We start from the raw sequence: 21,804 nt of genomic DNA, 5'->3' as shown, positions 1-21,804 counted from the left end.
GCGCATGTAATGTCGGGGCCCAAACCTGACCCGGAAACTGAAAAACCGACCTCGCTGGGCATCTATGATCGCCCAAAGACACCGGCTTTGACTGAAATTGAGATTGCCGCACTGGTGCTCAGCTTGATCTGGCTGGTGGTGTCGGTTGTCTTTCTGGTGCTTCCGGAACAGGGTCAAAACGGTGGGTTCATCGTTACCTTTCTGGCGGTGTTTATGCCCGTGGCCATGATCTGGGTCGCAGCTACGGCAATGCGTGCCAGCCGGGTCATGCGCGAAGAAAGCGCACGGCTGCAAACGGCGATTGATGCCATCCGGCAGGCCTATGTGGCGCAGCAGCAGCGGGCCTCGAGCACCTATGAACCTGCTGTGAGCAAAAAGCTGGACGAGATCGCTGCGGCCACCCGGAAAACGGAAAACGCGCTGGCGACGTTTTCAACCAAGCGCACCAGTCCGACCGCCAGTGCGACGCAGGCCTCTGCCCCTGGCGACCAAACCTCGCTGGAGCTGGGAACGCCTGCGGAAGACATCGCGCCGCCGCTCAGCACAGCCATTTTCATCCGGGCTCTGAACTTCCCGGAAACGCAGGATGATACCGAAGGGTTCAACGCCCTGCGCGTCGCGCTGAAAGACCGCAAGACAGCGCAGCTTGTGCAAGCCTCGCAGGACGTTCTGACGCTGCTCAGCCAGGAAGGCATCTATATGGATGACCTGCGTCCCGACATGGCCCGGCCAGAAATCTGGCGCCAATTCGCCCAAGGCACACGCGGTCGCGCTGTGGCCGCGTTAGGAGGCGTCCGCGACAGGTCCTCACTGGCGCTGACAGCAGCACGGATGAAACAGGACCCGATTTTCCGCGACGCTGCCCATCATTTTCTTCGCCGTTTTGACAAGATGATGGCCGAGTTCGAACCCAACGCAAGCGACGCGGAACTCAGCGCGCTGGGTGAAACGCGTACTGCAAGGGCCTTTATGTTGCTGGGTCGCGTGGCAGGAACCTTCGACTAGGAATGTGCCACCGGCCAAGACATCTTGGTCGCGCTGCTAAAGCCGAAGAGGTATTTGAGCGGCCCGGTTTTTTCCTCACCCACTGGCCGGAACCCTTCGCGCTCGTACAAGGCCCGGGCGCGCGGGTTGGTATCGATCACATCCAGCTGAACCTCGGACATGCCCTGATCGCGGGCCTCTTGTTTAATGGCATTCAAAAGGGCCGTACCCACACCTCTGCCTCGGGCATCAGCAGCGACAAATATTCCGTCCATCTGAAAGACCTCCGGTTTCAGTTCACGTTCCAGCAGGCTTAATATGCAGGCGCGCCACACGGCCCCGAACCAGCCATAGGTTCCGGCAAGATCAGACATACTGCCACCAGCCAAACCGCCGTCGCGCGTTTTGAACCCCGCCAGCCCCAACATATGACCCGCGTCATCGCGCGCGACGAGCGCGAAATTCGGGTTCAAAGCGATTTCAATGAAGGCCAAACCCTTTTCATCTGGCCCCATGACCTTATGCAGCTTGGCCGAAAACGCCTGCCAGAACAGCGCCGCTGCCTGCGCGCGTTCGTTATCAGCGAAGCCGGATGAAATCGCGATGCTCAAATACCAAAGCTCCCATACGGTATGAAACGCACGGTATCGCCCGGTTTGATCTGCCGCGCGCCATCTTCGATTTCGACCAGCCCTTCGGCCCAGCTGAGGCCACTGATCCGGCCCGAGCCTTCCGAATGAAACACTTCGGCCCGTCCATCGCGCATCCGGGCGCGCAAGTATTCACGGCGGCCCGGTTTTTTGCGTTTCTCGAACGCGGCAGGAACGTCAAACCCTTGCGGTTCCGTCCAGCCTCCGCCTGACATCAAGCCCAGCGCAGGACGCGCAAAGATCAACGTGCAGACCATGGCAGCAACCGGGTTGCCCGGCAGGCCAAACACCGGCACGCCTGACCACAAACCCAAAGCCAGTGGGCGCCCTGGCTTTAACGCGATCCGCCAGTGCTGCATCGCCCCCGCCCCTTGCAACAAGGCGGACACATGATCTTCATCGCCTGCTGATGCGCCTCCGCTGGTCAGGATCACATCAGCCTGTGCTGAGGCTTGATCCAACCGGTCCCTCAAAGCATTCCGATCATCTGCAACACGCCCCATGTCAACTGGCACAAATCCCATGCGTTCGATCAACGAAAGCAGCATCGGGCGGTTGGCATCGAAAATCTGTCCCGGACCTGCGCTTTCTCCGGGTTCGATCAACTCATCACCGGTCGAGACCACTGCCACACGCAACGGCTGACGCACATTCACCTGCGCGATACCCACAGCAGACAGCAACGCGAGATCGGCAGGAGTTAACCGACGCCCGGCGGGCAAAGCCACATCACCTGCCACCACATCTTCGCCCGCGCGCCGCGTGTTCGCGCCTTTTTTCAGCGGGCCGCGGAAGGCAATATGGCCGTCTTGGACCGTGACATCCTCTTCCAGAATAACCGTGTCCACACCATCAGGCAGTGCTGCGCCCGTCAGGACACGCAAAGCCAGGCCGTCGGGCACGTGACCATCAAACGGTATTCCCGCCGCCGCGCGCCCATCAATCAACGGCATGACCTGAGCGCCTTCCGGGACGGGACCCGCAAACCCGAACCCGTCCACTGCCGTGTTAGGCTGGGGCGGATTTGAGCGTTGGGCGATCACATCCTCGGCCAGAATGCGGCCACTTGCCTTGGACAGCTCAAGCGTTTCCACTGACGTGATCGGATGCAATCTGTCGCGCAGATAGGCCAACGCCTCGTCTACAGGTGTCCACTCCACCCCGGCAGGCAACGCGAAACAATCGTTTCGCAATGGCGGCGGGGCTATGTTCGGCTTGTCCTGAGCTACACCCAATATCCAACCTTCCTCTGCCGCTGAGACATTCAATTGCGCATCCAACTCCTGCTCTGTCAAACGTGACAGAGTCAAGGCGACCTGTTCGACCTGCCAGGCATCCTTGATCCTTCCCTGAGGAGGTTTGCCTAAGTTGAGCGAGGGCCAGATTTCTACAAAAGCAACTTGCTTATCCAGTGTTTCAAACGGCCAGACCGCGATCTTTCCCGCGAAAAGGTGGCGGAGGCGGTTTAGAACCGGAAGCCCCATCATCACCTGCCCGCCAACAGCCCCCGCACCTGCCATCTGCCAGCAGGTAAAGCTGCCCCTGGCCAAGGTTTCTACATCGCGGCGGTCCGGGAAAGGATTGGAATAGTCCGCTTTTCTGCGCGGTAGACCGTCGATGTCACGACGCAAACCGTTCATCCAGAACGGGCCTTTTCCGCCAAACTTCAGGTTGATCCGGCCTGCCAGATCAAATCGGTTATTCGCCTTGGGCGTATCCTCAATATGCCGCTCGAACCAGTCCCACAAAACCAGAGGGTCGTCCGAACCCGTCACCGCCCGGGCAAACCCCGTTGGATAGCCAAACGGGAAATCGAACCCCAGAAACAGGCGGCGACCGGCCTCAAGCTCGGTACGGATCAGGGCCTGAAGCCACTGTTCGGCGACCTCCCTGTTGCGCAGGTACTCGGGTTCTAAAAAACGCCCTTCACGCACAATGCTGGCCCAAATCGCATCTTTGCGCGGGGTCGGCCCGGTGTCGTTTCCGCCAGACCAATCCACCATGGCAAAGGTCTGGAACAGACTCACAAACCGACCTCTTTGAGGATGAAGTCGGCAATTCCGGCAGTGTCGTCCAAGTCGAAAACCGGGCGGTCCAGATCTAGCGGAGTGTCGCTGGCCACGGCCCGAATGGTCTTGTTCTTTGGGGCCATCAGCGCATGGCCCGCCTCAGCGCGGAAAGCTTCGATCTTGGGATGGTCTTCGCGCTTGAAACCTTCAATCAGCACCAGATCAACCGGTGAAAGCCGGGCCAACAGATCGGCCAAAGGGGGCTCTGGCGTGCCGCGCAGCTCTTGCATCACGGCAATGCGCTGACCTGAGGCAAGCAGAACTTCACTGGCCCCTGCCATGCGGTGGCGGTGACTGTCGGTGCCGGGTTGATCCACATCGACACTGTGATGCGCATGTTTGACAGTCGACACCGTAACGCCCCGGCCTGTGATCTCGGCCACCAGCCGTTCCATCAGTCCGGTTTTGCCAGCATTCTTCCAGCCGGTGACGCCAAAGACCCTCATGCCTGCTCCAACAATGTTCGGGCGCGATCCAGATCTTCCGGCGTGTTGACGTTGAAGAACGGGTCAAACGGGTCGGCGTCGAACAAAGCCTCTCGCCCATCATGTTTATCAGTCCACAGCACCACCTTGCGCAGCCCGTCCGTCAGCGCCGCCCGCAGATCGTCGCGCAGCGCGACGGGCCAGAGGCCAAAGGTTGGATGCCGGTTAACCCGCTTGCCACCGCCGGATTTCAGCGCCTCGTCCCCGGTGCGCGGGGTTGTGGCCAGAACCAGAGGGTGCGCCTGCCCCGCTGCTGCATCTTGCAGCCGCACCACTAAATCGCGTGGGAAGAACGGCGTGTCAGCAGCAGCGGTCACAATGCTGTCCGCGCCTTGCTCTGCCGCCCAGTCGAGCCCGGCCAAAACCCCGGCCAAAGGCCCCGCAAACCCTTCGATTGTGTCAGGAAGCACAGGCAGGTTCAGGTCGGAAAACCGCTCGGGGTCGCCGTTGGCGTTCAGAGCCAGCCCACTGACCTGTGGCGACAAACGGTCAATCACATGTGAGAGCAAGCTTTGCCCATTGATCTGCAACAGGCCCTTGTCACCGCCGCCCATCCGGGTCGCCTGTCCACCTGCGAGGATGACGCCCAAAGGCTTTTCTTCCACGTCACTCATTGGCACTCTTCCGACGATGCTTCTTGTCTTCGACCGCAACGGTTGACGGATCCACGTCGCGCAGCAGGCGGTCCTCGCCCGACAGGCAGACAAAGCGCTGTCCGCGCATCCGGCCAATCAGGGTCAGCCCAACCTCGCGCGCGATCTCGACGCCCCAAGCGGTGAAACCCGAACGAGACGCTAATACAGGGATACCCATCATAGCTGTTTTGATCACCATCTCGGATGTCAGGCGACCTGTAGTGTAAAGGATCTTGTCCGCCGCACCCTCGCCTTCGGACAACATCCAACCCGCGATCTTGTCGACGGCGTTGTGGCGGCCCACATCCTCCATGTAGACCAGCGGGCGGTTTTCATTACACAGGACCGTGCCGTGAATTGCCCCCGCCTCAAGATACAGCGACGGCGTGCGGTTGATTTTAGAGGCCAGATCGTAGAGCCATGAGGTTCGCACCTGAACCTGCGGTAACTGCACGTCCTCAAGCCCCTCCATCATGTCGCCAAACACCGTTCCGACGGCGCAGCCGCTGGTCCGGGTCTTTTTCTTCAGCTTGTCTTCGTATGATGTCTCGCGCGCTGTTCGCACAACAACGGTCTCAAGCTCGTCGTCATACTCCACACGGGTAATCTGATCATCCGTAAGCAGCATCCCCTGATTGCGCAGGAAGCCCAGCGCCAGATATTCGGGATAGTCACCAATCGTCATAGCCGTCACGATTTCCTGAGAATTGAGGAAGATCGTCAACGGGCGTTCCTCGACCACCGAGATCTGGCTGACCTCGCCGTTCTGGTCCACACCCACAACCGCACGGGTCAGGCGAGCGGCGCCGGGATCGGGCGCGATAAGATAGTCTGACAGGTCGAGTTCCGTGGCCAATTGCAACCCCTTCTCAAGACAGTTACTGCTGCATGCGTCACCATAGGATTTAGCCATGGCCACTGCCACATCCAAGTCGTACTTCTGGAAAGGTTTTCGAGACGGGACGCCCTTTGTCTTTGTCGCCGTCCCCTTTGGTCTGTTGTTCGGCGTTTTCGCGACCGAAGCCGGGTTGGATATTGTTCAAACCATCGCCTTTTCGGCGACGGTGTTTGCCGGAGCCGCCCAGTTCACGGCGCTGCAACTTTTACAGGATCAAACTCCAACAATAATCGTGTTGATCTCGGCGCTGGCCGTGAACCTGAGGGTCGCGATGTATTCCGCGTCGCTCACGCCCTATCTGGGTGCGACCCCCCTGTGGCAGCGCGCCTGTGCCGCCTATCTGATCGTTGATCAGTCTTATGCCTGTTCGATTGTGCGGTTCGAGAAAGAGCCTGACCTGACAATCCCCCAGCGCATGGCATATTTTTTCGGCTCGGTTACACCGATCACGCCGCTTTGGATCTTGGCGACCATCATCGGCGCTGTCCTTGGCGCGCAAATCCCGGAAAGTTGGGCGCTGGATTTTGCTCTGCCGATTACTTTTCTGGCCATGGTCGGTCCGATGATGCGCACCCTGGCACATGTAATTGCGGCCCTGGTCGCCATAGTCGTCGCGCTGCTGACAGTGGGTGTGCCGTACAATCTGGGTCTGTTGATTGCCGGGATGGCCGGGATGATGGCCGGTGCACAAGCCGAACTGATGCTGGAACGGAGGTCGCCGTCATGACCCAGATCGACCCGACCACCATGTGGATCATTATTGTGGGCCTGGCGGTGGGCAGTTACGCGCTGCGATTTACCTTTATCGGGCTTGTGGGCGATCGCCCGATGCCGCCCTGGCTGCTGCGTCACCTGCGCTATACGGCCGTCGCCATTCTTCCCGCCCTGATAGCGCCTCTGGTCGTTTGGCCCTCGGCCACCGAAGGTCAACCGGACCTGCCCCGCATGTCAGCGGCAGCCGTTGCATTGGTTGTGGGGGTGATCAGCAAAAACGTTCTGGCGGCCATCTTTTCGGGGGCCGCCACGCTGTATGGATTGCTGTATCTACTGACTTGAATCCGCGTCTATCTGGTTGAGAAGCGCATTGTTCGCAGCCAACCCTTTTTGCAGATCGGCATCGTCATTTTCACGGTACTCTTGCGTTACGACACCTGGAATTTGACCGAACTGATCCGACAGTTTCACAGGGTAGAAGGTGACTTCGATCTGTTCGAACCCCGGCACCTGCTTCAACAACTGCGCGGTTGAATTGGTACAAAACGCCCCGGCAACCGGGCCGGATTGTTTGGCCAGTTGCAGGGCAATTTCAGCCTGCTGCGGGGTCACCTGAATTGTCTGAATGCGGGCATAGTGCGTCTCGCGGGCGTGTGAGCTGCGATAAGCTCGCTCGACCGCCGGGGTAATGCCATAAAGAACGTCGTCCTTTATCGGAACCACGTCCGCACGAAACGAACCGGCTGGATCAAAGATCACCCGTTCGCTGCCCGAAATCATCAAGGATGTATGCGCACCCGAACCAGTGCGCGTGTTGATCATCGTGTACAGTGTCAGCGTCGATGGACCCTGCGCGCTGTAGGATCGCGCAACAATTTCTGCTCGATCCGCTTGCGGGCGATTCGAGCTTGCGCAGCCAGCCACAGTTGCTGCCAGAAGGCAGGCGATCAAAACCCTGAACAACGTTGCCACCCGAAATGCTTAGGAGGCGAAAACCGCCAGGAACAGACACAGGAAAGCAATCGCAACCACACACCATGTGGTGGCCTTGATGAAACCGTTGAAAGTTTTGGTTTGGACGGTGATGTCCATTTCGCCGTGCTTGTGTTCAGCCATGAGTCTCAGAATCCCAGTTCGCGTGTTTGATCTGTTGGATAATAGAAAACCAAACGCCTGTCACCACGTCATTCGCGCGCAGGGTATGCTTACCTGAGGATCGAACACCCCGGATACCCAAACCCCCACCGCCACGGCAGGCCACTGCATGGCCCACCGCCAAATCGCACGGCACCATACATCGCATCCGCTGTAATCGCGTGCACGTCGCGAATCTGCTTGGGCGTCATGTCGTAACGGTCGGCGTAATCTTCAGCATAGCGATTTCCGTGTTCCACCACACAAGCATGCAAGGCATCATCCGCTGCAAGACGCGCATCATAGCTTTCCTGTGCCGTCACCGCGCCGCCCGCGTTGTGGTAGGCTTGGTCATGGGTCACGCAACAGTATTCCCACGGTGGGTGCTCTTCATACAGTTCACCAACTTGCGGAAATTGCTTGGCTACCCAGCGCCAACTGGCCGACAGTCCGCCCGAACAGCCATCTGTTTCAAAAGCAATCAATGCGGCGTCCAAGCTTTGATCCACCAGCGCGCGGTGCGACGGCATCTCAAAACTGCGCATCAAATCCTGAGACAAGGCAGGCAGAGGCAGCAATGATACGAACAATGCTAAATTAAGGGCTTTCATCGCGCATTGCCTCAGTATCGACCTGCAATCCAAACGTTGTTGCTAGCCACAGCAACAACCGCTCACCCGGCCCCATTTCAGCGCGCACGCGCAAGACCTCGTTGGCCATTGCAGGGCGGTCGGTGATTAACCCGTCCACACCCATCGAGGCCATTTTGGACATCTGCAACGGATCATTCACCGTCCAGACGTAAATATCCTTGCCCGCATCCTGCACCTTGCGGATCAAACCCGGTGTCACCATCCCTGCATTGACCGCGACGAATTCGCCTTCCAGGCCCGACAGGTCCCCAACGGCAGTGGCCGCCAACACGCCGGACCGCCAGTCGGGGCGCAACTTTTTCATCTTTTGCACCGCCGGATACTTCAGGGACATGGTGGCAATGTCGTCCTGCATCCCCAGTTCTTCCACCAGATTGATCACCCGATTTTCCAGATCGACATCGTGACCATAGTATTTCAGCTCAATCAGGACCTTGGACTTGCCCTTGGCCGCTTCCAAAACCTCGCGCAGGGTCGGCGTGCGTTCCGAGGCATATTCCGGCCCGAACCAGCTGCCAATATCGATGTCGGCCACGTCCTCCATAGTGGCGTCCCAGACCTTCAGGTTGACGCCTGCCAGCTTCATGAAATCGCTGTCATGGGCCACGATGACCACATCATCGGCCGTTTCCTGCACGTCAATCTCGACCCAATCCGCGCCATCCTCGATCGCCTTCAACACCGCAGCCATGGTGTTTTCAGGCCGAATTGCCGCCGCACCCCGGTGGCCGATCACCTCGGCGTGATCCGGAGCCTGCACACGTGCCAGCAGGCCCTGCCCGAACCAAAGGCCAATACCCAATGCGGCCAGCGCCGCTGCGACGGTTAAAAATACGGGCGCGCGGATTTTCCTGGGTTCAGGGTGAGCAACTTCCTTGGCCTCTGAGTCAAAAAAACCATCCAGCAAAACGGCAAGTGCGCCCAACGCAGTCGCCGCCAGAACCAACCCCGCCAAAGACCAAAGCCCTGCGATGATGAGACTGAAGATCAGCGCAAGCCTTAGGCTGCCGCCTTCCTGTATCGGCACCAGCGCAAACAAAAGGCTGGCCACCCCTGCGATCAAAGCCGCAATGACAAGCCGCGTCGCCAGCCACAGGGCAAGTTCGATCTTTAATCGCCCACGCTGGCCTTCCATCCTCTGCTCGCTTTGCGAGAAAGCCACTCGTGGCGACGCATCTTCAAACAGCACCAGATGCAGGGCCAGTGCCCAACCGGATAGACGTCGGATCAAAACCCAAGCCAGCGCCAGAACCACCAATCCAATCAGGACCACCGCCACCTGAAAGGCGGGCGGATGGAAAGTCAGGTAGTAGTTGATGTCATATTCCGTCAGCGTCCACCACGCGATCAGCCCCGCGGCGGCCACAAATGGCAGGGCAAGCAACAGCACGCGCAAAATAAACCGAACCGCAAACCCAAACAGCGCCGGAAAGCGGGACAGGTTCAGCGCCAGCGCCGCGCTGCCCGCGCGCCAAGGGTCGCTTTCGCCCATGCGCAAAGACCCGGCCATGACCGAGAACACAAAGACTTCGGCCAGCAAAAACAGGCTGAGAACCGCGATGCCCGCGATAAACCCTGCCGGAGACAACAGGAACATTGCAATGTCTTGATCCGTCAGCGCCGTCTGATCCGACAGCGAAACCGCCAAGTTGACCGCCACCGCGACACCTGGCGCGATCAGCGCCACCAGCAGCAGACGCACAGCAATATAAATCGGGACAAAGACCATACGCCGGGCCCAGGCCCCGGCATAGGCATGTGAAACGGCTTGAAAAAATCTGCTCACGCGGCGGCCTCCGAAATGATGCACTCATTCAAAGGCGCGCAAGCGTGAATTGCAAGTCAGCTGTCTTCCAGATCAGCAGCCAGACGGAATCCGATACGGTTGGCGGGCTTATCTTCGACCGATTTGGGCAACGCGCGCAGCATCACGTTCAACTGGCTGACATGCTGCACCAATTGCGTGCGGGCCCCTGCCCCGTCCGAGCCATAGAACGTGATCATATCGGGGTCGAAATATCCCATACCTTCGATCCGCATCACGCCAGCATCCCCACCGGTAAAGCCCATTGCGACCTCGTGGTCGCCATCCAGTGTTTTTTCAAAGTTCTGGATATACATGATCAGTCGCTCATAAGCCCATTGCGCGGGGCTTTTGTTTTCCACCGGCTTGTTCAAAGGCTCAGGAAGGGTTTTGGTACCGGATTCGGCTTTTGGATCGGCATGAACCTCGTGGCAGCGCGGCAAAGCGGCGGCTTCGGCAGCCTCGGCCGAGGTTTCAATCTGGTCCTGCATTCTTTTCTACCCTTTGCGCTGATACAGCCAAGCCCCGTCAGCACGCTGCGTTCGGGTCACAGCGTCAATGTGATAGAGATGGTTCATATGTGCAACCGCCTCGACCAGCGCGAGCCCATATTCACCGTCGCGGATTGTGCGTTTGAATAGCGGCAGAAAACAATCGGCGGCGGATTTCGGTTCGTCCAGATGGTCCAGCAAACGCTCCAACGCGCTGTGGTGGTTGTCGATCAGCTGTTTCATGCGCAACGGCAGACCGGTAAAGGGCAGTTTGTGACCCCCCAGAACAAGATGATCCGGCCGGGCCAGCGTCTGAAGTCGCTCGCACGCCTCCATCCAAGCTGAAACCGGGTCGGCCATGGGCTCGGTTGCATAGACACCCAGATTGGGGCTGATCGAGCTGAGGATCTGATCGCCACTAAGAACCAGATTGTCATCGCGACTCCAGAACGTGGCATGTTCCGGGGCGTGGCCATTGCCCATATGCACATCCCAATCGCGCCCGCCCATGCGGATCACGTCGCCCTGCTGTATGCGCGTAAAGCCCAGCGGCATGGGATAGACGGTGTCGGCAAAATTGAATGGGCGATCCTGCATTCTTGCGTTCAGCACTTCGGGTGACATGCCAGCACTGCGATAGAAATCAAGCGTCTCCTGCGGCCATGTCTCTTGCACATCCAACGTCAGCATCCGAGCAAACAACCATGACGTTCTGCTGGTCACCAGCTCAGCCCCGTGTTCCGACTGAAGCCACCCGGCGTTGCCCACGTGATCGGGGTGATGATGCGTGACAACCACGCGTTTTATCGGTTTGCCCGACAACGGGCCATCCATCAGGGTCTGCCAGATGCGCCGTGTCTTGTTCGATGACAGGCCAGTGTCAATTACCGTCCAGCCATCACCATCGTCCAGAGCATAGATATTGACGTGATCCAGAGCCATTGGCAGCGGCAAGCGCATCCAAAGAACCCCCTCGGCAATCTGGATAGCCTCGCCCGGTGCGGGCGGTTCGGCCCACGGATTTCTGATTCCCAATACGCGATCCCCGTCCATCAGGCTGCCAACTCGTCCACGCTCAGCGCAAAAAGATCATCCGCCCCACCCTGAGCACGGGCCAAAAGACCAGAATGCTCGGGAAGCAAAGCGTTGATATAGTATCGCGCCAACTTGGCCCGTGGTCCATCAGGGTCAGCCAGAGCTGCGGTCAGGTGGTAATGCCCGCCCAGCACGCGGGCAAAAGCCTGCAAATACGCCGCCGCACCTGCAAAGCGGTCGTTCATATTGTTCTGCGCCACAAGCCATTCGGTCGCCTCGCGCAGTGTTTCAGTGGCCTCCCAGACCGGACCGGCCAAATCGGGCATAGTGGCGCGGGCGCGCTCGGCCTGATCCTCTATCTCGTCCAGAAGGTTCGACGCCGCCTCGCCCCCATCCATCATCTTGCGTGCGACAAGATCCATCGCCTGAATTCCGTTTGTACCTTCGTAAATCGCAGTCACCCGGACATCGCGATAGAACTGCGCGGCCCCGGTTTCTTCGATATACCCCATGCCGCCATGCACCTGAACACCGGTTTCGGCCACGCGTATGCCTGTTTGCGTTCCAAACGCTTTGCCAATCGGCGTCAACAGGGCCGCGCGCGCAACCCAGTCTGCGTCTCCGGTGGCCTCGGCCATGTCTATCGCGGCAGCATTGGACACCAAAATGGCACGCGCCGCGAAAACATCAGCCCGCATGTCCATCAGCATGCGACGCACATCCGCATGGTCGGTGATTGCACCTGAAGGCGTTTTGCCCTGCTTGCGATCCTGCGCATAAGCCAGCGCATGTTGATAAGCGCCTTCCGCAACGCCGACGCCCTGTCCGCCCACGCCCAGACGCGCGTTGTTCATCATGGTGAACATTGCGGCCATGCCACCATGCTCTTGTCCAACAAGCCAGCCTTTGGCTCCATCATACTGCATCACACAGGTGGGTGAGCCGTGCAGGCCCATTTTGTGCTCCAGAGATACCACATGCAGGTCATTGGCTGCGCCAGGGTTCCCGTTTGCATCCGGCAGGTGCTTTGGCACCAAGAACAGGGATATTCCTTTTGTGCCGGGCACACCATCCGGCAAACGGGCCAGCACCAGGTGGCAGATATTCCCGGCAAAGTCGTTGTCACCCCACGAGATGTAAATCTTTTGTCCTGTGATCGCATACGTCCCATCACCGTTCGGCTCAGCCTTGGTGGTCAATGCGCCCACATCCGAACCAGCCTGTGGTTCGGTCAAGTTCATTGTTCCCGACCACTCACCCGACATCAATTTGGGCAAATAAAGGGCCTTAAGGTCTTCACTGGCGTGATGTTCCAGCGCCTCAATCTGGCCCTGGCTCATCAACGGCGCGACCTGCAAGGACAGGCACGCTGCGCTCATCATCTCGTTCACCGCTGTTGCGATCGTTATCGGCAAGCCCATTCCACCGTGTTCGGGATCACCGCTCATGCCAATCCACCCCCCCTCGGCGATCGCCTTCCAGCCCGCTGCAAATCCCTCGGGGCTTTTGACCACGCCGTTTTCAAGACGCGCAGGATCCAGATCACCAGTGCGCTGCAACGGGGCCATAACCTCTTCACACATCTTTCCGGCTTCGGTCAGGATTGCGCTCACCACATCGACGCTGGCCTCGGCGAATTTTTCGGTCGCAGCGATCTGGTCGAACCCGACCACATGGTCCAGCAGAAACTGATAGTCTGAGATTGGGGCGCGATAGGGCATGACAACTCTCGAACGTCTAGAGGATCAGAATACGTCGACGGGCTTGGAATCAGGGACAAGCGCCGGTAAGCGTATGGGTCTTGATCGATTACCTACTGTTCCTCATGTTTCAGGCAACCAAAACGCGGCGTCACCAGATATGATCTCATCCGGCACTCAGGAACTGACGGCTGATCCCGACGGCATCGCGCGGGCGGCAGATTTGTTGCGTCAGGGCCTTCTTGTCGCCCTGCCCACCGAAACGGTTTATGGGCTAGGCGGAGACGCCAGAAACGGAGAGGCCGTCGCGTCGATTTACGAAGCCAAGGGGCGGCCCAGCTTCAACCCGCTGATCGCCCATGTCGCCTCGGCCAGCGCGGCGCAAAGGTTTGTGCAATGGTCCGATCAGGCCGAACAACTGGCGCGCGCCTTCTGGCCCGGTCCGCTTACTCTGGTTTTACCGCTGCGCGACGGGCACGGAATATCCTCGCTTGTGACGGCCGGTTTGGACACGATGGCGGTTCGGGTGCCTGCGCATCCCACCGCGCGCGCCTTGTTGACAGCATTCGACGGGCCGATTGCGGCACCTTCGGCAAACCCGTCAGGGCAGATCAGCCCCACAACAGCAGATCACGTGTGGTCGGGTCTGGGCGGCAGGATCGCCGCAATTCTGGACGCCGGGCCGTGCGGCGTTGGCGTGGAATCCACAATCGTCGGCCTGGCCGGACAGCCCACATTACTACGACCCGGCGGCGTCGCGCTGGAACAGATCGAACAGGAACTGGGGGTACATCTGCACCTGCATCAATCCGGTGATCTGCTCACCGCTCCGGGACAGCTGCAATCACATTACGCGCCGGACGTGCCAGTCCGCCTGAATGCCGGATCGCGTCAGGGGGATGAGGTCTTGCTGGGTTTTGGCCCGGTGGATTGTGATTTGAACCTGTCCGTGGACGGCAACCTGACTGAGGCCGCCGCAAACCTTTTTGCCTGCTTGCATGAATTGAACAAGACTGGCCGACCAATCGCCGTTTCTCTGATCCCTGATAGTGGATTGGGCGCAGCTATCAACGACCGGCTGCGACGCGCGGCAGCGCCACGCGACAGTTGATCAAGCGCGGCCAGCGCTGGCGGACAACGTTAAAGGATCCACGCCCAAGGTTGCCAGCGCGGCCTCCCATTTTTCATCATCCGGCACGTCGAAGACCAGCTTGGAAGCGGCTTCAGTGGTCAGCCAGCCATTCATCGCGATTTCATCTTCAAGCTGACCTGGACCCCAGCCGGAATAACCCAGTGCCAACATCGAATTCAGCGGCCCGACGCCAGAGGCAAGGTCTTCCAGCACATCCAGCGTCGCGGTCATGCTGAACTCTTCCGAGATCTGCATCGAATGCAAGTTTGCTTCATAGTCCGCGCTGTGCAGAACAAAGCCGCGCGACATCTCGACAGGGCCGCCAAAATGAACCAGCCGTTCGCCAACAACCGGAATACGGCACGCAATGTTCAATTGGCCCAGCAAGGTCTTGATGCGCAGGTCCGAGGGTTTGTTGATGATCAGCCCCATGGCACCGTCATCGCCGTGGCTGCACATGTAAACAACCGAATGTTCGAATCGCGGGTCGCCCATACCGGGCATCGCAATCAACAGTTTTCCGGTCAGATCCATGGGACGTCATCTCTTTCTCGACTCTGTCAACAATGGCCCCGCCACCCCTGTGTTTGCAAGAGAACAACGGGTAATTCGACAGATTTCATTGCAGTGACCGGATCGTGACTTGGAATCCGGCCCCAGCCCGCGCATGTATGAGGGATGAAGATGTCGATCAAATCCACAGCCGCCGTTGCGTTTGCTTGCCTGACCCTGTCCTCTGCTGCCACCGCACAGAGTTTGGGCGGTGTGGTGAAACTGGATATTCTGGACGGCGGTCGAACCTCAAACGGCACGTATCTGAGCGCCCTGAGGCTAACCCTCAAAGACGGCTGGAAAACCTATTGGCGGGCGCCCGGTGATGCTGGCATCCCGCCCCAGTTCGACTGGAAACGCTCAAGCAACGTTGGACATGTGGACATCACCTGGCCCGCGCCCGAGATTTTTGACCAGAATGGCTTGCAGTCGATCGGCTATGAAAACCAGCTGATCCTGCCGATTGAAATTACACCGCGAAACCCTGCCAAACCCGTCCGCCTGCAAGGTGAGATGGATCTGGGCGTTTGCAAGGATGTGTGTATCCCGGAACGTTTGGGCTTTGACCACACACTGGACTCAGAAGCAGGCCGCAATCCGGCCATTACTGCGGCTCTGGCGCAACGTCCCTACTCGGCGCAGGAAGCCCGTGTCAGCAAGGCCACGTGTAATCTCACGCCAACTCAAGACGGAATACAAATCGAAGCTCGGGTGACGATGCCGTCTGCGGGGGGCCGCGAAGTCGCCGTGATCGAGCCCGGGAACCCGGTTCTCTGGGCATCGCAACCGGTCTCGCAGCGCGAGGGCGATACGCTGGTGGCGCAGGCTGAAATCATCAACGCGTCTGGTGCACCTTTCGCGCTGGACCGGTCTGAAATCCGGATCACCGTTCTGGGCACCAAGCACGCGGTCGACATTCTGGGCTGCAGCGCGGGCTGACCTTGTGATCCAAACTCCAAAAATCGGCGCTTTGGCGGTTGTTCTGCATCAGGATCAGGTGCTTCTGGTACAGCGCAGCAAACAGCCGGATGCCGGGTTGTGGGGCTTTCCGGGTGGGCATGTGGAATGGGGTGAGACCGTTCTGCAAGCAGCACAGCGCGAGCTGCGCGAGGAAACCTCGGTGATTGCAGAGCCGTCACACTATCTCAAGAATCTGGATCTTCTGCGGCACGATCCCAATGGACAGGTCCTGTCCCACTACCTTCTGGTTGGTGTCGCCTGCACGTACCTGTCTGGCGCGCCCGAAGCCGGCGACGACGCACTGGATGCACGTTGGTTTCCGATCGAACAAATACGCGAAGGCGACCTGCCGATGAGCGCGCGGGTTGCCGATCTGATGGAAATCGCTCTGCGTGAAGGTTAGGTTCCCGCTGAACGGGTGAACCGACCATAGAACAACGCAGACATTACCATGCTCAGCACCAGAATAGGCAGGGCTCCGGCAAGGAACGCGCCCAGCCCCATCTGCAAAACCGGGATACCGTCTGCGTCAGCATAAAGGCTCTGGAAAATACCTATCGGCGCACCGGTAACTGTTGGCCAGATCATCGTCAGAAAAAACCAAACCGCCAAAGCGGCTCCTGTCGCCATCAAAGCGCCCCGAACCACCCGGTCTGGCGCGCGAAACGCGCGGCGCATGGCGGTCATCGGGCGTGCAACATCGTTGAGGATCGCCAGCAGGGCAGGCACGAGGATCAGAACCAGAAGCATTCCAAACCCAAGCCCATAGACCAAGGTGATCACGGTCGGCTTCAGGAATTGCGCCTGTTGCGAGCCCTCATAGAGCAGCGGCGCAAGCCCAAGAACCGTTGTCAGTGTGGTCAACATAACGGGTCTCAGCCTGTCGGCCGTGCCCTCGACAATCGACGGCACCAGACCGCGATCCTGCTGATACCCATCTATCGTGGTCACAAGCACAATCGAGTCGTTGATAATGATCCCGGTCATTCCCAGCAATCCGACCACCGTGAACATACTGAGCGGAACATCCCAGATGTAATGCCCCCAGATCGCCCCAACGAGGCCAAAGGGGATAATCGCCATAACCACCAACGGCCTCGACCAGCTTGCAAACACCCAGGCCAGCACAAGGTAGATCCCGGTCAGACACAGGATCAACCCGGTGCGCGCTTCGGCAAGGAATTCGTTCTCCTGCTCGCTCAGACCCGACATACGCCATTCGACCTGACGTTCTGCGGCGATGTTTGGTAGTATCTCATCCTGCATCATGCGTTCTATTTCAGCCGCACGCGCCGGGTCGTCCTCGGAAATATCTCCCGTAACCGAAACGACCCGAATGCCGTTTTCGCGCCGCACAATCGAAAAACTTGAATTTCGCTCAACGGAAACGATGTCGGCCAGCGGCACATAAACCCCATCCGGTGAACGCATCAGAGTACGTTCAAGGAAATCTGCCGTCAGCTCGCCCTCGGGCAATTCAACCCGAATTTCGGTGCTGCGCGGGCCATCGGGGAATGTGGCGGCCTCGACCCCAGTCAGGCGGTTGCGCAATGCGCGGCCCAGTGTTTCGATCCTAAAGCCCAGGGCCTGCCCCTGTGCCGTCAGGTCCAGAAGGAACTCTTCCTTGTCATAGGCCAGAGTGTCTTCCAGCGCCGAAACCTCGGAGAACTTCGACAATGCGGTCTTCAGATCTTCTGACGCCGCCTTCAGGACATTCACATCCGATCCATAAAATTGCACATCAATGGCATCGCCGCCGGGGCCGGACCTCCAGCCCCGGAAAGTCAACACTTCGACATTCGGGTGCCGTGGCACGAAGTCCTGCAATTCGCCCACAAATTCAAAACTGGAGTAGGGCCGCAGGTCTGCATCAATCAATTCGATCGAAATGCCACCCAGCACGCTGCCGTCTTTTCCGTCTGCCGCCGCAAGACCACGGCCAGCGGTGCCCCCGACCTCGGCCAGAACAAATTCAATCGGATTCTGGCCATAGCGCTCTTCATAAATCTGGCCCAGCTCGTCGGTGGCGTCCTGCAGAATGCGCATCATTTCCAGCGTATCCGACCGGGTCGAGCCTTCGCGCATGATGAACCCGCCACTGACTGAGCTACGTTCAGGCGCGTTGAAGAAACGCCAGTTCACATCGCCACGGATGAACAGGGCAACCTGACTGGCCAAAATCGCGATCATCAAAGCCACAACAACGTATCGCGCCCAGATTACCCAGGCGATCAACGGACGGAACAGGTGGTCCCGCACCCAGCGGAAGCCCCGGTTCACAACACGGTTCGGTAGATCGTACCAGTGTTCCTTGGCGGAATGCGCAATCGCGTGCGCCATATGGTTGGGCAGAATAAGAAAGCATTCAATCAGCGACGCGATCAGAACCGCAATCACCGTGAACGGAATATCGCGGATCAGCTCTCCGAACCGACCACCCACCAGAGTCAGACCAAAGAACGCAATCACTGTCGTGACGGTCGCTGCCAGAACAGGCATCGCCATGCGCCGGGCTGCGCGTTCAGCGGCCACCACAGGCGGCTCGCCCAGACGACGGGCCCGGAAATCGGCGTGTTCGCCCACCACAATGGCGTCATCCACCACGATACCAAGGGTAATGATCAGGCCAAACAATGACACCATGTTCAGCGACAACCCGCCAAGATACATCAGCGCAATGGCAGCCGACATGGCCACCGGGATACCCGCTGCAACCCAGAAAGCGATGCGTGCATTCAGGAACAGGAACAACAGGCAAACCACAAGGCCCAAACCCATCAGCCCATTGTCGACAAGGATGTTCAGCCGGTCGGTGATGGCCTGAGCACGGGTGCGGATCAACTCGATCTTTACGCCTTCGGGCACACTGGCCTGCATCTCGCGGGCGACATCTTCAACCGTGTGCTGGATTTCGATGGCATCGCCCTGGTTTGACCGGTCAACCCGGATCGACATGGCAGGGTGATCACCGACAAAATAGCTGCGGTCGCGCGTTACCCCCTCGACCCTAACGCGAGCTATGTCGCCAACCCGCAGCTTCGACCCATCGTCATTGGTCCGCAGTGCAATGGCTTCGATCTGCTCAGGTTTTCGCTTTTCGGTCCCGGCCCGAATGCGCGCACCAGCGCGTTCCACTTCCCCTGCAGGGTCCGTATTAACTTCGGCCCCGATGGCCGAGGCGATTTCGGCCATTGTGATGTCATTTGCAATCAACTGCGCCGTTGTCACCTCGACAATAATCTGCGGTGCAGCAATACCTCGGATGCTGGTGCGGGTGACACCGGCCGCGAACAGGCGGTTGATCAGCTCATCGGTCAGTTTGGCAAGTTGCGTCGTGTCAGTTGGGCCACTGATGATCAGATCCGTCACCCTGTCACGCCAGACACCACGCTGGATTTTAGGTTCTTCGGCGTCTTCAGGCAGGTCCGAGACGCCGTCCACCGCAGTTCTGACATCTTCGACCGCGCGGGATACATCCCAGTTTGGTTCAAACTCAAGTCTGATCCGCGTCCAACCGGGGTAAGAGTTGGCCTCCGTACTTGTTACGCCTTCCACTGCCAAAAGCGCAGGTTCCAGAAGCTGGACAATCCCCGCATCCATATCTTCGGGTCCACCATCCTCCCACGAGACGGTGACATCGACGCGTTCCAAGACCACGTCGGGAAAGAACTGCGCCCGCATGTTGGGAATGGCCGCCGCACCCAGAACCAGCATGACCAGCAACAGAAGATTGGCAACGGTCCGATGGCGGGTGAAGTAACTGAGAATGCCGCCCGCTGCCCCGGGTATCTCGCGCATCATGGCGCTCAGCCTCCGGCCTTGGTTTCAAGACGACGTATCAGAGCGGCCGGCACGCGCGCTTCCTGCAATTGGCCCAGAAGCTGCGATTTCTCGTCCTGCGGCATTGTCTCGCTGGCCTCGATTTGCGCCACAAGCGCGGCCCGTTTCGAAGGGCTTAACTCAACCATGTCCGGGTCTGCACCGGCCTCAACACGCAACGGTCGCACCCGCACGCCGGAGCCCAGCAGAGGCGTGCGTCCAATGACAACTTCGCGCCCCTCAAGCCCATCGCCGCGCAGCAGGACTTCATCCGCTTGCCTGCGGACCAACTGCACCGGCAGGCTTTCCAACCGGTCATCCGCGCCCAAGACCAGAACCGTGCCCGACGCATCCAGCGCTGACGACGGCAGACGATAGACATTTGAAACCGGCTGCTCTTGGACCGAAACAGTAACAAAGTCGCCAGGCTTGAAACCCGACGCCTCTTGCAGACGGGCATAGATCAAGCGCCCGGTCTGGCCTTCTCCGGCGGAACCGCTGTCGCGACTGACCTGACCCGCAGCAGTCAGATCAGCGCCGGTGACTTCCAGCGACACTGTAACAGGGGCGTTGATCAGTCTGTCGTTTTCATCCAACAGACGAACGTATTGTGCCGTCGACACCCGGAACGCCACTTCTAGGGCGTTGGGATCAACCAGTTCTGCCAGCTTTTCATTGGCCGACACCAGCCGTCCTTCTACCAGTGTCACGTCGGTCAGTGTGCCGCCAAAGCCCGCCCGAATGGTCATGTCTTCCAGGTCGCGCTCTGCCGCTTCCAACGCGATCACCGCGCGGGCTTGCAAAGTCGTAGCCTGATCAACACGGGATTCTGCCTGCGCCAGCGCGATGCGGCGGGCCAGAACCGCCTGCTGCGCTGAAGTCGCTGCCAGCTCAGCCTCTTCCACACTCGCTGCGGCACCGACACCGCGGGATTGCAGGTCGCGTTGACGTTGCAACGCCCGTTCACGCAGGTCCGCCTGCGCCTCGGCTGACTTCAACTCGTCCTGCGCCAGTAGCAACGAGCGTTCGGCATCGCGTTCTTCAAACTGAGCATCCAAAAGATCGGATTTGGCCCGATCCAGTGCTGATTGCGCATCCGCCGGGTCAAGTTCAACCAGAACCTCGCCCGCCGAAACCGAACCGCCATCCTCAAAATCTTCGGCCAGCGCAACTACGCGTCCGCCCAGCGCCGCACGCAATTCCAACCTGCGACGGCTTTGGACTTCTCCGAAAGCTTCAAGATAGGGGGTGACGGTTTCCGCCTCGGCTCGAAGAACCGACACCGCAAAAACCCTTTCGCGCGCGGGTGGCGCGGCGTCGTCACGTGTCAGAACATCCTGCACCGCGCCTACAATGATCTGCGCGGCAACAAACAGCAAAGCCAGCGTCAGAAACGCCAGAAAAATACCGACAAGACTTTGCCGCAAAAATCGCATCAGTCAGTTACCCCGGTTGCACCACGCTGCCGTCCCCAACATGTAGCTGGATCACGAATTATGCCAAGCCACAAAGCGGTTACACGGATTTGAACGTATGACCAGTCTACTTCCGTCGCAGGTGTTCGTCCAATCTGGGCATTATTTCCACAAAATTGCAGGGGCGATGCCGATAATCGAACTGTTTTTCGAGTATCCCGTCCCACGCATCCTTGCAGGCGCCGGGGCTGCCGGGCAGTGCGAACAGATACGTGCCACCGGCAACCCCACCCGTTGCACGGGACTGCACCGCCGAGGTGCCGATTTTCTCCATCGAGATAATGGTGAACACGGTGCCGAACGCGTCGATCTCTTTCTCATAGACGTCACGATGCGCCTCGACGGTCAGGTCGCGCCCGGTCAGACCTGTGCCCCCGGTCGAGATCACGACGTCAATCTGATCGTCCGCCACCCAGGCACGCAGTTGATCGGCAATCTGATCACGTTCGTCGCGAATGATCTTGCGATCAGCCACCACGTGGCCCGCTTTTTCGATCCGGTCCACCAGAGTCTGACCCGAGCGATCTTCGTCCATCGACCGTGTATCCGACACGGTCAGGACAGCAATTTTGACCGGAATGAACTCTTTGTTGTCGTCAATGCGTGACATCTTG

At 59.0% G+C, this 21,804-nt stretch carries 22 protein-coding genes; 6 read left to right on the top strand and 16 right to left on the bottom strand.

The features are described from left to right. Positions 1–9: 9 nt before the first annotated feature. The gene (locus GS646_RS01655) at positions 10–1,005 is read left to right on the top strand and encodes a hypothetical protein (protein WP_171183907.1); all 996 of its coding nucleotides are present in this window, start codon (positions 10–12) and stop codon (positions 1,003–1,005) included. Here the strand turns inward: GS646_RS01655 and GS646_RS01650 are convergent. Genes GS646_RS01650 through GS646_RS01630 form a run of 5 tightly spaced genes read right to left on the bottom strand, consistent with a single transcriptional unit; the run spans position 1,002 to position 5,736 of the window. Then, positions 1,002–1,595 carry a GNAT family N-acetyltransferase gene (locus tag GS646_RS01650; protein ID WP_253746494.1) on the bottom strand — a complete coding sequence of 198 codons (594 nt, stop codon included), beginning with the start codon at positions 1,593–1,595 and terminating at the stop codon, positions 1,002–1,004. The genes GS646_RS01655 and GS646_RS01650 overlap by 4 nt on opposite strands. Further along, entirely contained in the window at positions 1,592–3,637 is a 2,046-nt protein-coding gene (glp, locus tag GS646_RS01645) for a gephyrin-like molybdotransferase Glp (RefSeq protein WP_171647483.1), read from the bottom strand. Before glp ends, GS646_RS01650 begins: the two co-directional genes overlap by 4 nt. Before the next feature lie 20 nt (positions 3,638–3,657). Continuing rightward, entirely contained in the window at positions 3,658–4,149 is a 492-nt protein-coding gene (mobB, locus tag GS646_RS01640) for a molybdopterin-guanine dinucleotide biosynthesis protein B (protein WP_171647403.1), read from the bottom strand. Continuing rightward, positions 4,146–4,802: a molybdenum cofactor guanylyltransferase MobA gene (gene mobA / locus GS646_RS01635; RefSeq protein ID WP_171647405.1), complete on the bottom strand. Its 657-nt coding sequence runs from the start codon at positions 4,800–4,802 to the stop codon at positions 4,146–4,148. Before mobA ends, mobB begins: the two co-directional genes overlap by 4 nt. Beyond that, a complete protein-coding gene (locus GS646_RS01630) occupies positions 4,795–5,736 on the bottom strand; it encodes a formate dehydrogenase accessory sulfurtransferase FdhD (protein ID WP_371732009.1) in 942 nt (313 codons plus the stop codon). The genes mobA and GS646_RS01630 overlap by 8 nt, the downstream gene beginning before the upstream one ends. Between GS646_RS01630 and GS646_RS01625 the strand changes: the two genes are divergently transcribed. Continuing rightward, positions 5,735–6,448, top strand: a complete 714-nt coding sequence (locus GS646_RS01625; RefSeq protein ID WP_171183901.1) for an AzlC family ABC transporter permease — start codon at positions 5,735–5,737, stop codon at positions 6,446–6,448. The genes GS646_RS01630 and GS646_RS01625 overlap by 2 nt on opposite strands. Beyond that, positions 6,445–6,777 carry an AzlD domain-containing protein gene (locus GS646_RS01620; protein WP_171183899.1) on the top strand — a complete coding sequence of 111 codons (333 nt, stop codon included), beginning with the start codon at positions 6,445–6,447 and terminating at the stop codon, positions 6,775–6,777. The genes GS646_RS01625 and GS646_RS01620 overlap by 4 nt, the downstream gene beginning before the upstream one ends. Here the strand turns inward: GS646_RS01620 and GS646_RS01615 are convergent. The 7 genes from GS646_RS01615 to GS646_RS01585 form a co-directional block, all read right to left on the bottom strand. Further along, entirely contained in the window at positions 6,766–7,398 is a 633-nt protein-coding gene (locus tag GS646_RS01615) for a hypothetical protein (protein WP_171183897.1), read from the bottom strand. The two genes, GS646_RS01620 and GS646_RS01615, sit on opposite strands and share 12 nt — an antisense overlap. An 18-nt stretch (positions 7,399–7,416) precedes the next feature. Next, on the bottom strand, positions 7,417–7,551 hold the full coding sequence (locus tag GS646_RS01610; RefSeq protein WP_050604020.1) for an aa3-type cytochrome c oxidase subunit IV: 135 nt from the start codon (positions 7,549–7,551) through the stop codon (positions 7,417–7,419). 89 nt (positions 7,552–7,640) lie between these two features. After that, a complete protein-coding gene (locus GS646_RS01605; protein WP_171183895.1) occupies positions 7,641–8,180 on the bottom strand; it encodes a hypothetical protein in 540 nt (179 codons plus the stop codon). Further along, positions 8,167–10,008, bottom strand: coding sequence for a glycerophosphodiester phosphodiesterase family protein (locus tag GS646_RS01600; RefSeq protein WP_371732008.1), 1,842 nt, complete (start codon positions 10,006–10,008; stop codon positions 8,167–8,169). The genes GS646_RS01605 and GS646_RS01600 overlap by 14 nt, the downstream gene beginning before the upstream one ends. 56 nt (positions 10,009–10,064) lie before the next feature. After that, on the bottom strand, positions 10,065–10,517 hold the full coding sequence (locus tag GS646_RS01595; protein WP_171093764.1) for a DUF6173 family protein: 453 nt from the start codon (positions 10,515–10,517) through the stop codon (positions 10,065–10,067). Between the two features lie 6 nt (positions 10,518–10,523). Continuing rightward, complete coding sequence (locus GS646_RS01590; RefSeq protein WP_171183893.1) at positions 10,524–11,570, bottom strand: MBL fold metallo-hydrolase; 1,047 nt, start codon at positions 11,568–11,570, stop codon at positions 10,524–10,526. Then, a complete protein-coding gene (locus GS646_RS01585) occupies positions 11,570–13,273 on the bottom strand; it encodes an acyl-CoA dehydrogenase (protein WP_171183890.1) in 1,704 nt (567 codons plus the stop codon). Before GS646_RS01585 ends, GS646_RS01590 begins: the two co-directional genes overlap by 1 nt. A 139-nt stretch (positions 13,274–13,412) precedes the next feature. On the opposite strand from GS646_RS01585, the gene GS646_RS01580 reads away from it, so the two are divergent. Further along, positions 13,413–14,363, top strand: a complete 951-nt coding sequence (locus GS646_RS01580) for an L-threonylcarbamoyladenylate synthase (RefSeq protein WP_171647485.1) — start codon at positions 13,413–13,415, stop codon at positions 14,361–14,363. Here GS646_RS01580 and GS646_RS01575 read toward each other — a convergent pair whose 3' ends face one another. Then, positions 14,364–14,918 (bottom strand): YqgE/AlgH family protein, encoded by a 555-nt coding sequence (locus GS646_RS01575; RefSeq protein WP_171093771.1) that lies wholly within the window; start codon positions 14,916–14,918, stop codon positions 14,364–14,366. It abuts the gene before it with no gap. A gap of 150 nt (positions 14,919–15,068) precedes the next feature. Between GS646_RS01575 and GS646_RS01570 the strand changes: the two genes are divergently transcribed. Further along, entirely contained in the window at positions 15,069–15,875 is an 807-nt protein-coding gene (locus GS646_RS01570) for a protein-disulfide reductase DsbD domain-containing protein (protein WP_371732007.1), read from the top strand. Positions 15,876–15,879: 4 nt separating this feature from the next. Next, positions 15,880–16,299, top strand: a complete 420-nt coding sequence (locus tag GS646_RS01565) for an NUDIX domain-containing protein (RefSeq protein ID WP_171647409.1) — start codon at positions 15,880–15,882, stop codon at positions 16,297–16,299. Here GS646_RS01565 and GS646_RS01560 read toward each other — a convergent pair. The 3 genes from GS646_RS01560 to moaB form a co-directional block, all read right to left on the bottom strand. After that, complete coding sequence (locus GS646_RS01560) at positions 16,296–19,697, bottom strand: efflux RND transporter permease subunit (RefSeq protein ID WP_171647411.1); 3,402 nt, start codon at positions 19,695–19,697, stop codon at positions 16,296–16,298. The two genes, GS646_RS01565 and GS646_RS01560, sit on opposite strands and share 4 nt — an antisense overlap. Before the next feature lie 5 nt (positions 19,698–19,702). Then, positions 19,703–21,151, bottom strand: a complete 1,449-nt coding sequence (locus GS646_RS01555) for an efflux RND transporter periplasmic adaptor subunit (protein ID WP_171183883.1) — start codon at positions 21,149–21,151, stop codon at positions 19,703–19,705. A gap of 106 nt (positions 21,152–21,257) precedes the next feature. Then, a complete protein-coding gene (moaB, locus tag GS646_RS01550) occupies positions 21,258–21,800 on the bottom strand; it encodes a molybdenum cofactor biosynthesis protein B (protein ID WP_171183881.1) in 543 nt (180 codons plus the stop codon). Positions 21,801–21,804: the final 4 nt, after the last annotated feature.

Source organism: Ruegeria sp. HKCCD4315 (assembly GCF_013112245.1).
Taxonomy (GTDB): domain Bacteria; phylum Pseudomonadota; class Alphaproteobacteria; order Rhodobacterales; family Rhodobacteraceae; genus Ruegeria.
The sequence above is the reverse complement of the archived record's forward strand: the minus strand, read 5'-3'. Positions and strand labels throughout refer to the sequence as shown.

What these genes read in the sequence shown, in the direction of transcription:
- GS646_RS01655 (WP_171183907.1), top strand. Translation starts at nt 10, where the DNA reads ATGTCGGGGCCCAAACCTGACCCGGAAACTGAAAAACCGACCTCGCTG.
- glp (WP_171647483.1), bottom strand. Translation starts at nt 3,637, where the DNA reads ATGGTGGATTGGTCTGGCGGAAACGACACCGGGCCGACCCCGCGCAAA.
- mobB (WP_171647403.1), bottom strand. Translation starts at nt 4,149, where the DNA reads ATGAGGGTCTTTGGCGTCACCGGCTGGAAGAATGCTGGCAAAACCGGA.
- mobA (WP_171647405.1), bottom strand. Translation starts at nt 4,802, where the DNA reads ATGAGTGACGTGGAAGAAAAGCCTTTGGGCGTCATCCTCGCAGGTGGA.
- GS646_RS01625 (WP_171183901.1), top strand. Translation starts at nt 5,735, where the DNA reads ATGGCCACTGCCACATCCAAGTCGTACTTCTGGAAAGGTTTTCGAGAC.
- GS646_RS01630 (WP_371732009.1), bottom strand. Translation starts at nt 5,736, where the DNA reads ATGGCTAAATCCTATGGTGACGCATGCAGCAGTAACTGTCTTGAGAAG.
- GS646_RS01620 (WP_171183899.1), top strand. Translation starts at nt 6,445, where the DNA reads ATGACCCAGATCGACCCGACCACCATGTGGATCATTATTGTGGGCCTG.
- GS646_RS01610 (WP_050604020.1), bottom strand. Translation starts at nt 7,551, where the DNA reads ATGGCTGAACACAAGCACGGCGAAATGGACATCACCGTCCAAACCAAA.
- GS646_RS01605 (WP_171183895.1), bottom strand. Translation starts at nt 8,180, where the DNA reads ATGAAAGCCCTTAATTTAGCATTGTTCGTATCATTGCTGCCTCTGCCT.
- GS646_RS01595 (WP_171093764.1), bottom strand. Translation starts at nt 10,517, where the DNA reads ATGCAGGACCAGATTGAAACCTCGGCCGAGGCTGCCGAAGCCGCCGCT.
- GS646_RS01590 (WP_171183893.1), bottom strand. Translation starts at nt 11,570, where the DNA reads ATGGACGGGGATCGCGTATTGGGAATCAGAAATCCGTGGGCCGAACCG.
- GS646_RS01585 (WP_171183890.1), bottom strand. Translation starts at nt 13,273, where the DNA reads ATGCCCTATCGCGCCCCAATCTCAGACTATCAGTTTCTGCTGGACCAT.
- GS646_RS01580 (WP_171647485.1), top strand. Translation starts at nt 13,413, where the DNA reads ATGATCTCATCCGGCACTCAGGAACTGACGGCTGATCCCGACGGCATC.
- GS646_RS01575 (WP_171093771.1), bottom strand. Translation starts at nt 14,918, where the DNA reads ATGGATCTGACCGGAAAACTGTTGATTGCGATGCCCGGTATGGGCGAC.
- GS646_RS01570 (WP_371732007.1), top strand. Translation starts at nt 15,069, where the DNA reads ATGTCGATCAAATCCACAGCCGCCGTTGCGTTTGCTTGCCTGACCCTG.
- GS646_RS01560 (WP_171647411.1), bottom strand. Translation starts at nt 19,697, where the DNA reads ATGATGCGCGAGATACCCGGGGCAGCGGGCGGCATTCTCAGTTACTTC.
- GS646_RS01555 (WP_171183883.1), bottom strand. Translation starts at nt 21,151, where the DNA reads ATGCGATTTTTGCGGCAAAGTCTTGTCGGTATTTTTCTGGCGTTTCTG.
- moaB (WP_171183881.1), bottom strand. Translation starts at nt 21,800, where the DNA reads ATGTCACGCATTGACGACAACAAAGAGTTCATTCCGGTCAAAATTGCT.